Annotated in this window: 11 protein-coding genes; 7 read left to right on the plus strand and 4 right to left on the minus strand. The window is 37.7% G+C overall.

Annotated features, from left to right (window positions below):
* Nucleotides 1–11 precede the first annotated feature (11 nt).
* The 3 genes from folK to dksA form a co-directional block, all read right to left on the minus strand.
* Nucleotides 12–494: a 2-amino-4-hydroxy-6-hydroxymethyldihydropteridine diphosphokinase gene (folK, locus tag ACXPAV_RS00805; protein ID WP_458003723.1), complete on the minus strand. Its 483-nt coding sequence runs from the start codon at nucleotides 492–494 to the stop codon at nucleotides 12–14.
* On the minus strand, nucleotides 494–1,972 hold the full coding sequence (gene pcnB / locus ACXPAV_RS00810; RefSeq protein WP_458004373.1) for a polynucleotide adenylyltransferase PcnB: 1,479 nt from the start codon (nucleotides 1,970–1,972) through the stop codon (nucleotides 494–496). The genes folK and pcnB overlap by 1 nt, the downstream gene beginning before the upstream one ends.
* A 179-nt stretch (nucleotides 1,973–2,151) precedes the next feature.
* Entirely contained in the window at nucleotides 2,152–2,601 is a 450-nt protein-coding gene (dksA, locus tag ACXPAV_RS00815; protein WP_039134528.1) for an RNA polymerase-binding protein DksA, read from the minus strand.
* 330 nt (nucleotides 2,602–2,931) lie between these two features.
* Between dksA and ACXPAV_RS00820 the strand changes: the two genes are divergently transcribed.
* The 7 genes from ACXPAV_RS00820 to pgsA all read left to right on the plus strand — a co-directional run bounded on the left by ACXPAV_RS00820 (nucleotide 2,932) and on the right by pgsA (nucleotide 11,559).
* The gene (locus tag ACXPAV_RS00820; RefSeq protein ID WP_458003724.1) at nucleotides 2,932–5,316 is read left to right on the plus strand and encodes a DNA internalization-related competence protein ComEC/Rec2; all 2,385 of its coding nucleotides are present in this window, start codon (nucleotides 2,932–2,934) and stop codon (nucleotides 5,314–5,316) included.
* 72 nt (nucleotides 5,317–5,388) lie between these two features.
* Nucleotides 5,389–7,137, plus strand: coding sequence for a lipid A ABC transporter ATP-binding protein/permease MsbA (msbA, locus tag ACXPAV_RS00825; RefSeq protein WP_039089282.1), 1,749 nt, complete (start codon nucleotides 5,389–5,391; stop codon nucleotides 7,135–7,137).
* Nucleotides 7,138–7,158: 21 nt separating this feature from the next.
* Nucleotides 7,159–8,136 (plus strand): tetraacyldisaccharide 4'-kinase, encoded by a 978-nt coding sequence (gene lpxK / locus ACXPAV_RS00830; RefSeq protein WP_039089280.1) that lies wholly within the window; start codon nucleotides 7,159–7,161, stop codon nucleotides 8,134–8,136.
* Nucleotides 8,133–8,330 (plus strand): Trm112 family protein, encoded by a 198-nt coding sequence (locus tag ACXPAV_RS00835; protein WP_039089278.1) that lies wholly within the window; start codon nucleotides 8,133–8,135, stop codon nucleotides 8,328–8,330. Before lpxK ends, ACXPAV_RS00835 begins: the two co-directional genes overlap by 4 nt.
* A gap of 1 nt (nucleotide 8,331) precedes the next feature.
* A complete protein-coding gene (kdsB, locus tag ACXPAV_RS00840; protein WP_458003725.1) occupies nucleotides 8,332–9,108 on the plus strand; it encodes a 3-deoxy-manno-octulosonate cytidylyltransferase in 777 nt (258 codons plus the stop codon).
* Nucleotides 9,109–9,111: 3 nt separating this feature from the next.
* Nucleotides 9,112–10,935 carry an excinuclease ABC subunit UvrC gene (gene uvrC, locus ACXPAV_RS00845; protein WP_458003726.1) on the plus strand — a complete coding sequence of 608 codons (1,824 nt, stop codon included), beginning with the start codon at nucleotides 9,112–9,114 and terminating at the stop codon, nucleotides 10,933–10,935.
* 75 nt (nucleotides 10,936–11,010) lie between these two features.
* On the plus strand, nucleotides 11,011–11,559 hold the full coding sequence (gene pgsA / locus ACXPAV_RS00850) for a CDP-diacylglycerol--glycerol-3-phosphate 3-phosphatidyltransferase (protein ID WP_021461080.1): 549 nt from the start codon (nucleotides 11,011–11,013) through the stop codon (nucleotides 11,557–11,559).
* A 60-nt stretch (nucleotides 11,560–11,619) separates the two neighbouring features.
* Here pgsA and fabR read toward each other — a convergent pair whose 3' ends face one another.
* Nucleotides 11,620–12,237: an HTH-type transcriptional repressor FabR gene (fabR, locus tag ACXPAV_RS00855; RefSeq protein WP_018346415.1), complete on the minus strand. Its 618-nt coding sequence runs from the start codon at nucleotides 12,235–12,237 to the stop codon at nucleotides 11,620–11,622.

A 12,237-nucleotide genomic window follows, 5' to 3' on the forward strand; every position in this document is an offset into this window, starting at 1 on the left:
CAAGATTGTTTTCAATTTGATAGTTTCCACATTTGATGTGGCCTAAATTTTTTAACCGTTTCGGATAGAAGTTCCCCATCCGGAAAGACTAAATTGGGTGCAATATCAAATAAAGGAATAATCACGAACTCCCGATTTTTCATTTCACAATGAGGAACAATTAAGCGAGGATGCAAAATAACTTCTTGATTAAACAGTAAAATATCGAGATCAAGTGTACGCTCTCCCCAACGACGTAATCTGACCCGACCTTGATCGTTTTCGATTGATTGTAATAAATCCAGCAGTGCTAATGGTTCAAGTTCAGTTTCTATTTGTACAACTGCATTAATGTAATCAGGCTGATCTTGAGGCCCTAACGGCTTGCTACCATAAAAAGGACTAAGTGATTTTATTTTCAGCTCCGGATGTTGATTTAAAGTCTGCACAGCACGTGTTAATTGTGCCAAAGGATTGTCCAGATTACTGCCTAATGCGATATAAACGTTGTTCATTAATGTGTTACTGTCGTTTGTGTGAGATGTTTTTTCTTTTTATTGTTTGTTGGATGATAGCGACGGCGAGATTTACGTTTCCGTTTCTTTTCTTGATGCGGGTGTAATTCCTGCTGTACCTTGATTAATTCTTCACGTTGCATACTGTTGCTTTGTTGATATTCATACCACCAAGCTGCCAATTCAATAGATTCGCCCTGTTCGATTTCTGCACGCATTGCTAATAGATCATAAGCAGCACGAAACTTAGGATGCTCCAATGTAACTTGTGGCTTCTTACCAGTACGTTTAGTGAAAAGTAACTGCAATGACCAAATATCACGGATGGTAGCAGTATGGCGACGTAAAATGGCAACACGTTGACAAATTAGCGTCAATAAATCATTACTAGCAAGAGAATAGGCATCAAAGTTATTTAAACCACCTTCATTCTTCAATATTTCAATACGCTCACGTAACGGATACCAAAAAAAAGCAGCAAACAAAAATGCTGGATTAATACGTAAATGATCGGCAATACGCTCATCAGTGGAACGTAATGCGGTAATAATCATTTTTTCTGTAAATGAGTCATTATTTGCGGTAAAAAATGGAATTAATGCCGGAAAAAGCTGATGAAATAATTGATATTTATAGAGTAATTGATATGTTTTCTCACCCTTCCCAGTTTGTAATAGTTTTAATGACTCATCAAATAAACGTGCCGCTGGAATGTTTTGCAATAAAGATGCCAATTGATAAATCGGTTTTTCACATTGTTTATCAAGAAACATATCCAGTTTTGCCATAAAACGGATAGCACGCAACATTCTGACTGGATCTTCCTGATAACGTTGAGTTGGATCACCAATCAACATCAATCGACCTGCGCGCAAATCTTTAATACCATTGAAGAAATCATAGAGTTTATCTTTACGGGGATCGTAATAAAATGCATTGACAGTAAAATCACGACGAGCAGCATCATCTTCCAAACTGCCATAAACATTATCACGTAATAACATTCCTTCTGCACTTTGTTTAGCTAATTTATCATTATTAATTTCATCGTGAGCAGCGCGGAATGTTGCAACTTCAATGATTTCTCTACCGAATAAAATATGTGCCAACCTGAAACGGCGTCCAACTAAACGACATTGACGTTGAAATATTCTTTGAATCTGTTCTGGACGCGCACTAGTTGCAACATCGAAATCTTTAGGCATTTTGTTCAATAAAATATCGCGTAAACAACCGCCTACCACATAAGCCTCAAAACCATTACTCTGCAATTTTTCAACAACCTGTAATGCTTGACGGCTAATAAGATGAGGATAAATACCATATTCAGAAGCTTTTAAGTATGGTAATGCTGCTCGTTTAGATTTGTTTTTCACAGAGGAAAATTTCTGCTTAGTTTTTTTCTGACTAACAACAGGAGCAGATGTATGTTTTGTTGAGAAAGTGTTTTGCTGTTCTTCCGTTTTTTGCGGAAACAGTTTTCGAATAAATTTAAAAATAAGACCACCTCAATCTACTTTTAAAAAATATGTAAAAAGTGATATTTTTTATCTATTTTTAAAATAGAAAACTCTCCCTAAACTAGATTAGGGAGAGAAATTTGACTAATTACCGCTGTAAACAGCGGTAATTCAATCACTTGGGTATTTTGATGAATTTACCCACCAATCTGTTTTTCGCGAATTTCTGCTAATGTTTTACAATCAATACAAAGATCAGCTGTCGGACGAGCCTCTAAACGCTTTATCCCAATTTCAACACCACAAGATTCACAGTAACCGAAATCTTCAGATTCAATCTTTTTGATAGTACGTTCAATTTTCTTTAATAATTTTCGTTCACGATCACGATTACGTAGTTCTAAACTGAACTCTTCTTCCTGTGTAGCACGATCGGATGGATCCGGAAAATTAGAAGCTTCATCACGCATAAGTGCGACAGTTCTATTTGCTTCTTCCATGATTTGATCATGCCAAGCAGTTAAAATCTTTTTAAAATGAAGAAGTTGCGCTTCATTCATATATTCTTCGCCGACTTTCTCTTGATAAGGTTGCACACCGGCAAGAGCTAAAACACTTAGTGATGATTTTGGCGTAGTTGCCGTCATATTTAAATCTCTCCTAGACACCAAAAAATAAATAACGACTAATAAAACACTCCATATGAAATACTTCTATCAAAAATAGAGCCTTTTTTATACAATTTTCCGTCGATTTTCATACACTTTGGAGTGAGCTATTCCAAAGGACGGTTATAAATATCAGAACTTATACTTTTTAGCAAACAGAATTTTTTAAAATGATGATTATTTAAACGAAGAAATACAGAAAAACAGATATTTTTTGTAAATTTTCGATGAAGTTCACATTTTTATTGCTTATCTTTTGCACATTAATGCGAATCTATTACCTTACTCCAGAATAAAAAAGGAGGAGATGTGGAGCGAATTGCCATTGCTTGTATTGTCAGTTGTTTGGTGATGATGTATTTGCCGTTTGAATGGATTTTTTTAACTAAATTTTGGGGTATTCTTTTCGCTATTACTTCGTCACTGACCGTATTGTTAATAAGAAAGAAAAGTCCGTGGAGTAATGTGATTATTGCAATAATATTTTCGTGTTGTTGGTGTTTATTTTTGATCCAACAACTAATAACTCAAGCGCAATATTTGCATACATTGCCGAAGAAACAGCGTGCGGAAATTTTGATTGAAAAGGTTTTGCACCAACGCGATTATCAAACGGCAATTGCATCATTGAAATTTTCACATAAAGATGAAAAGTATCGTTTTTATTTAAGTTGGCAAACACCCCAACAGATAGCTGCCGGACAGTCTTGGCAAGGAGAGGTGACATTAAAACCTTTAGCATCAAGAGTAAATTTTGGTGGTTTTCAGCGTCAAAAATGGCTGTATGCAAATCATATCGTTGGTTATGCCGTTATTAAAAAAGCAGTTTTTATTGCAGATAATCCCGATTTGCGCGAGCGATTATTGCGGCATAATTTGGATTTATGGCAACAGCAACCACAGTCGGAATTATTTCTTGCATTAGGGTTTGGTGATAAACGTTTTTTCAGCAAGGAAATGCTACAACTGTTTCAACAGACTGGAACAGCGCATTTAATTGCGATTTCAGGATTGCATATCGGTTTGGTAATGTTATTGGGGGTTGCTTTAGCTCGTTGTGTGCAATATTTATTGCCTACTCATCGTATTACACCGTTTTTCCCATTACTATTCGGTGGAATATGCGCTTTGTTATACAGTTATTTAGCCGATTTTTCAATCCCAACTGTCAGAGCAATTATTGCATTGATTTTTCTATTGTGGCTAAGATTTTTTCGAGGTCATTTAAATTGGTGGCAATGTTATGTACGTTGTATTGCGATTTTTGTGCTATTGGATCCACTTATTTTGTTAAGTGATAGTTTTTGGCTATCTGCATTAGCAGTTTTATGTCTATTGATTTGGAATCACCTATTTCCCCTATCAATTTGGTCAATTCGGGGGAAAAAGCCACACCAATTCGGTAAAATAGTTTATTACATTTTTACTCTTATTCATCTGCAAATCGGGCTTTCCCTACTATTTACACCGATTACAATTTTCTTTTTTTCAGGTTTTAATTTCTTTAATCTATGGATTAATTTGTGGATTGTTCCTATTTTCAGCTTTGTACTCATCCCATTAATTCTATTTTCCATTTTAACATTCAATTACTTCCACAGTTGGACGTTATGCCAGTTTATTGCGCAACAATGTGTTGAAGGCTTAAAGATATTTAAAATTGGCTGGCATCCTATTTCAGAGGTGGAAAATCTCTGGATTAGCTTGGTTTTTCTAGGCTTGTGTTTGATTTGGGGAATGTTCTGTATTCACTATGCTAAATATCAACGAACTAAAGCAGATGAACATCATTGGTTGCCGGCACCAACTTTATTACGTTTAGATGTGTCTGCTTTGGTTGATCGTACCGATTTTCAAACTATTTTGAAAATAATAGGAATGATTTTAGGCATAATGCTATGGCAATTAGGCTTCTATTATTATCAACAATATCGCACCTTATGGACGCTAGAAATGTTGGATGTCGGGCAAGGAATGTCTATTCTGATACAACAAAATGGTAAGGGAGTTTTGTATGATACCGCTGCTTCGTGGCGTGGTGGTAGTATGGCTGAATTAGAAATTATTCCTTATTTACAAAGGCGAGGCATTGTATTGGAAACGATTATTCTAAGTCACGATGATAATGATCATAGTGGCGGTGCTGAAACGCTACTTAACTATTATCCGAACGCAACATTAATCACATCTTCTAAAAAAACATATGCCGAGAGAATCCCTTTGCCGTGTTATAAAGGGATTCAATGGTATTGGCAAGATTTAAATTGGCAAGTAATTGCGCCGTATAAAATAGAGAAAACAGCTAAAAATCATCAATCCTGCGTTATATTACTTAATGATGGAGAACATAATGTACTATTAACAGGTGATCTGGATAAAACTGCAGAATTACTGTATTTAGCAGATTTCCCGATGATTGATATTTTGCAGGTTGCTCATCACGGTAGCCGTACTTCTACCAGTACTGCATTTTTGCAAAAAACACAACCTAAAATAGCATTAATTTCCGCTGGCATAGGCAATCAATGGCATTTTCCACATCAGGAGATTATTTCACGATTACAGCAATTTCAGGTAGATACGCTAGTAACAGCAACAGTAGGACAAATTCTATTACGTTTTACCAAACACGGAGAAATTGAAGTTGAAACAGCGAGAACCTTCTTACAACCTTGGTTTAAGCAGTTACTTTAAGGGCTGATTTGATAAATAACAGAATAAAGGTAGAATAGCGTTTTAAATTTATTTACGGTACAACGCCATTTTATGAATGATAAAGATTTTTCAACAAAAGCGACATTTAAACGTTTATGGCCAATGATTTGGCAATATCGATTAGGTATTTTAATTGCAATTATTGCCTTGGTTTTTAACGCATTAACCGAAGCTGGATTAATCTATTTATTGAAGCCATTACTAGATAAAGGATTCGGTGAAGCAGATCTGTCATTCCTAAAATGGTTGCCAATCATCGTTATCCTGCTTATTTTTTTACGAGGTATTACCAGTTTTGTTTCCGATTATTGTCTTTCGTGGGTATCAGGAAATGTGGTAATGGTAATGCGAAGAATGTTATTTAAACATTTAATGTATATGCCGGTTAGCTTTTTTGATCATCAAGCAGCAGGAAAATTACTTTCCCGTATCACTTATGATTCTGAACAGGTAGCAAACTCTTCCTCCAATGCATTGATCACTATTGTAAAAGAGAGTGCTACCGTAATTTCATTACTGGGGTTAATGCTTTATACCAGTTGGCAATTGTCGTTAGTGCTTTTTGTTGTTGGCCCTATTATTGCGGCGTTAATTAGTGTTGTATCCAAACATTTTCGCCGTTTAAGTAAAAATATGCAAAACTCAATGGGTGAATTGACGGCAAGTGCAGAACAGATGCTGAAAGGGCATCGTGTCGTGCTTTCTTTTGGTGGTCAACAAGTTGAAGAACAACGTTTTGATTTAGTCAGTGATGATATGCGTCGTAAAAGCCTGAAAATGATGGCAATGAGTGCCATTTCAGATCCTATTGTGCAAATTATTGCCTCTTTTGCATTGGCGGTAGTGCTATATTTGGCAACAATACCAACAATGATGGGGGGACAACTTACCGCTGGTGATTTTACGCTTGTTTTTTCATCAATGTTTGCTTTATTAAGACCTTTAAAATCTTTAACCAATGTGAATGCACAATTCCAACGTGGAATGGCAGCTTGCCAGACTTTATTCTCTATTTTGGATTTGGAAACAGAACAAGATAATGGCAAATTTGTAAGTGAAAAAGTTAGTGGTGATATTGCTTTTAAAGATGTCAGTTTTTACTATCAAGGCAAGGATGAACCGGCACTTTCTCATATTTCGCTTAATATTCCTGCTGGAAAAACAGTGGCATTAGTAGGGCGTTCAGGTTCAGGTAAATCAACAATAGCCAATCTCATTACACGCTTTTACGATGTCCAACAAGGTGAAATTACACTTGATGGGCGTAATATTAAAGATTATACCTTAGCGAATTTGCGTCAGCACTGTGCCATTGTTTCACAACAGGTTCATCTTTTTAATGATACTATCGCAAATAATATTGCTTATGCGGCAACAGAAAAATATAGTAGAGAACAAATTATTGCGGCAGCAAAAGCAGCTCACGCAATGGAGTTTATTGAAAAAATGGAACACGGTTTGGACACTATGATTGGAGAAAACGGTGTTTCACTTTCGGGCGGACAACGCCAACGTTTAGCAATTGCAAGAGCATTATTAAGAAATGCTGCAGTGTTAATTTTAGATGAGGCTACCTCTGCCTTAGATACGGAGTCTGAACGTGCGATCCAAAATGCATTGGATGGTTTGCATCAACATAAAACATTGTTGGTAATAGCACACCGTTTATCAACGATTGAACGAGCAGATGAAATTATTGTCATTGATCAAGGAGAGATTGTTGAAAGAGGAACGCATCAACAGTTGCTGCAATATGGGCAAATCTATGCTCAATTGCACAAAATGCAATTTGAAGGTTAAGAGGTTTATAAAAGAAACAGTATGAAATTCTGGTATCAACAATCGTGGTTGCAATGGTTATTATTACCTTTCTCTTGGGTATTCCAATTGGCGACATATTTACGACGGAAAGCCTATCAAAAAGGTATTTTTACCTCTTGGAAAGCACCTTGCACGGTTGTAGTGGTTGGTAATTTATCGGTAGGCGGAAATGGGAAAACCCCATTGGTGATTACATTAGTGGAACAATTACAACGACAGGGAATCCGTGTTGGTGTGATTTCTCGCGGATATGGTGGTGAAAGCACTGAATATCCGTTTTTGGTTTGTGCCTCTTCCGATGCTAAAAAAGTGGGGGATGAACCGGTATTAATCGCACAACGGACATCAGTACCAATTGCAATTTCTCCTGATCGGCGACAAAGTATTGAGTTACTACACAAAGCATATCATCCACAAGTCATTATTAGTGATGATGGTTTGCAACATTATAAATTACAGCGTGACTTTGAATTGGTGGTGGTAGACGGTGAACGTCGTTTCGGTAACGGGCTATTGTTACCTGCCGGACCGTTAAGAGAATTACCTCAGCAACGATTAAAAACAGTTGATGCGGTGATTTGTAACGGCGGCATAGCACAAAATAATGAAATTCTGATGACATTACGCAGTACCGAAGCTATAAATTTGGTCACAAACGAGAGAATAGCATTAACACAATTTTCTCAGGTGAACGCTATTGCCGGAATCGGTTACCCACCACGTTTTTTCACAAGTCTTGAACATCAAGGAATAAAGATATTATCAAGTATTTCCTTCCCGGATCACCACTCTTTTAAGCCATTGGATTTTTCCACTTTTGATCAAGATGATATTCCTTTGTTGATGACAGAAAAAGATGCAGTAAAATGCCGACAATTTGCAAAAAAGCATTGGTGGTATGTAGAAGTTACGGCGGAAATTAAGAAAGAGCAATTAGAAAATTTAATTGCAAAGATTATTGCTAAGGTAAATAAATGAAACAAAAAGTGATTAGTATGTTGGCGTGTCCGCACTGCCATCAACCACTGTTGCTTGATGAGCAACAACAACGTTTAATTTGCGAAAATGAACAATTTGCCTATCCAATTATGAACGGTATTCCAGCACTGTTGCCGGAAAATGCAGTGTCGTTAAAGCAGGATAATCAAAACCAAACAGTGAAGGAGATATAAAATGAGATTCAGTGTCATTATTCCGTCACGGTATGCCTCTAGTCGTTTACCGGGTAAACCACTGAAAGATATTGCAGGTAAACCTATGATTCAACACGTTTGGGAAAAAGCGCAATTAGCTGGAGCAACAAGGGTAATTGTTGCGACTGATCATCCCGAAATAGAGCAAGTAGTGAAAGCCTTTGGTGGAGAAGTTTGCCTCACTTCAGATAAACATAATTCCGGCACTGAACGGTTAGCAGAAGTAGTGACAAAATTGGCATTGCCTGATGATGAAATCGTGGTCAATATTCAAGGAGATGAACCTTTGATTCCACCGGTAATTGTAAAACAGGTAGCTGAAAATTTAGATAAATATCAAGTAAATATGGCAACTTTATCAGTGAAAATTGATGAAGCTCAGGAGCTATTTAATCCGAATGTAGTGAAAGTATTAACTGATAAAAACGGTTATGTGCTTTATTTCTCTAGAGCGGTAATTCCGTGGCATCGGGATCAATTTGCTGGCGTATATCAACAACCACAAGAAATTAAACATTTTGAATTACTTACTAATTTGTATCAACGTCATATCGGCATTTATGCCTATAGAGCAGGCTTTATTCGCCAATATGTGTCGTGGCAACCGACAGCATTAGAACAATGCGAATCATTAGAACAACTGCGAGTCTTATGGAATAATGAAAAAATTCATTGTGAACCTGCGTTGGAAATTCCGGCAGTAGGTGTAGATACTGAAGAAGATTTATTAAAAGTTCGTGCAATTTTGTCCTGTTAAACGATGTTTGATGCAAAAAAATTTCTTGCCGATGTTTCGGAAAATCCTGGCGTTTATAGGATGTATGATAGGAATAACACCGTTATTTATGTCGGCAAAGCAAAAAATCTAAAAAAACGGCTTGCTAGTTATTTCCGAAAAAATGTTAATAGCAAAAAAACGGAAGCACTGGTTGCTTCGATCGATCATATCGATACGACGATCACCCATTCGGAAACGGAAGCATTGCTGCTTGAACATAATTTCATCAAGCAGTATCAGCCTCGCTATAATGTGTTGTTACGAGATGATAAATCCTATCCCTATATTTTATTAACTCACGAGCATCATCCACGAATTACTTCATATCGTGGTGCAAAGAAAATCGCCGGTGAGTATTTTGGGCCTTATCCGCACTCTTCCGCTGTGCGAGAAACCTTATCATTAATGCAGAAGTTGTTCCCGATTCGTCAGTGTGAGAATAGTGTTTATAACAACCGTTCCCGTCCTTGCTTGCAATATCAAATTAAACGCTGTTTGGCACCTTGTGTTGCCGGATATGTAACGGATGAAGAGTATCAGCAACAGGTGGAGTTGGCGCGCCTGTTCTTGCAAGGTAAAGATCAGCAGGTGGTGACCCATCTGATTGAAAAAATGGAGCAGGCGAGCAATAGATTAGATTTTGAAGCGGCGGCACGTTATCGCGATCAGATTCAGGCGGTGCGATCTGTAATGGAAAAACAGTTTGTTAGTAATGATCGTTTGGATGACATCGATATTATCGCGATTGCGTACAAATCCGGATTGGCTTGTGTGCAAGTGTTGTTTATTCGTCACGGAAAAATATTGGGAAATCGCAGTTATTTCCCGAAAATTCCGGCAAATACGCAGATTGCTGAAGTTATTGAAACTTTTTTAGGGCAATTTTATTTACAGGCACATCAAGGGCGGAGTATTCCCGATTCGATTGTGATTGATCACTCTTTAGCCGGAAAAGAGATGTTACAAACGTTATTGAGTGAACAGGCAGGACGTCAAGTTCAGATTCAAGATAAAGTAAAAGGCGAGAAAAACCGTTATTTACAGTTAGCGCAAACTAATGCTTCGGTGGCATTAACAACGCAATTAAAACAACAAGGCAGAATAGAAGAGCGTTATCAAGCGTTGCAACAGTTGCTGCATATGGACAAAATCCAACGAATGGAGTGTTTCGACATTAGCCATACAATGGGGGAAAATACGATTGCTTCCTGTGTTGTTTTTGGTTCGGAAGGGCCGTTAAAATCGGATTACCGCCGTTTTAATATTGAAGGTACACACGGTGATGATTATGCGGCGATGGAGCAGGCATTGAAGAAAAGATACGATAAAGATCTCACGGCAGAGAAGATACCTGATATTATTTTTATTGACGGTGGTAAAGGGCAGCTCAATCGTGCTTTGGCAGTGTTTGATAATCTGAATGTGAGTTGGAACAAACACAAGCCGTTATTAATCGGCGTGGCGAAAGGGGTTGATCGTAAAGCCGGTTTGGAAACCTTATTAATCGGTAACAGTGAACGGGAGATTCATTTAGAACCGGATAATTTAGCACTGCATTTAATCCAGCATATTCGAGATGAATCACATAATCACGCTATTTCCGGACACCGTAAAAAACGGCAGAAAGCGTTTATTCAGAGCGGTTTGGAGAGCATTGAAGGCGTTGGTGCAAAACGACGTCAAGCACTGTTGAAATATCTTGGCGGTTTGCAGGGGGTTCGCGCTGCTACGATAGATGAATTGGCTTCCGTACCCGGAATTTCACGTTCATTAGCTGAAAAAATCTTTGAAACACTAAAACATTGATATTGAATATAGGCAATTTAACTCAATATACTTTACAATAGTCACGTTTGGTATTAAATCGATCTGGTGATCAAGATGAAATTGAATATTCCCACTTTTTTGACCTTTTTTCGTGTTATTTTAATCCCGTTTTTTATCGTTCTGTTCTATTTCCCGTTTAGTTGGGCACCGTTTTGGACTGCACTTATTTTTACCATAGCTTCTGTGACTGATTGGTTAGATGGTTATTTAGCGCGTAAATGGAAACAAACAACCCGTTTTGGTGCATTTCTTGATCCGGTAGCAGATAAAGTTATGGTTGCCGCTGCATTGGTGTTGGTGGTTGAACATTATCATACTTTTTGGATTACGATTCCGGCGATTATTATGATCTCTCGTGAAATTATTATTTCAGCTTTGCGAGAATGGATGGCGGAATTGGGCGATAGAAATAAAGTGGCAGTGTCTTGGTTAGGAAAAGTGAAAACCACATCACAGATGATTGCGCTTATCGGATTGTTATGGCGTTATAATCCGACAATGGAAATTATTGCTACAATTGCGTTGTATGTTGCGGTTATCTTGACAGTTTGGTCGATGTGGCAATATTTGACTTTAGCGAAAGAAAGTTTATTGCAGGAATAACGATTTATTCGATGAAAATAAAACCTAGTGTTTGTCGCACTAGGTTTTTTTGATCCTAAATTAGCTTGATTTATGTTCCAGTAACAGCGTTGCACCTTTTGCAATCATTCTGAGTTGTAGAATGACGCGTTGTTTCAATGCCTCTCGTTCTTGATTATTCATATCCAAAGCGTGCGAACCGGCGGTAAAAACAATAGTAACCATCCCTTCGGATTGTGCTTTGGCAATATCAGCGGGGATATCCTTATCTTTGTTCATAATATATTCTGCCAGTTCAGCAACAAAATGATTGATCTCTCGTGAGGCTGCTGTTCTGAACTCTTGAGATGTACCGGAGCTTTCACGCAACAAAAGGCGAAAAACATTAGGGCGGTTGGCAATAAATTCAAAAAATGTTTCAACGGAAATCGCAATAACACTCCCGCCATCCTCAATCCGTTTTCTAGCTTGGCGCATCAGTTGTCTTAGAATTAAGCCGGCTTCATCGACCATACTTAATCCTAATTCATCCATATCCTTAAAATGGCGATAGAATGAAGTTGGCGCAATGCCGGCTTCTCGACTGACTTCACGGAGACTTAAATTGGAAAAACTTTTTTCAGCACTGAGCTGATCAAACGCTGCATCGATTAACGCACGTCTGGTTTTCTCTTTTTGTTTGGCTCTGATTCCGCTCAT

This window comes from Gallibacterium sp. ZY190522, assembly GCF_054166015.1.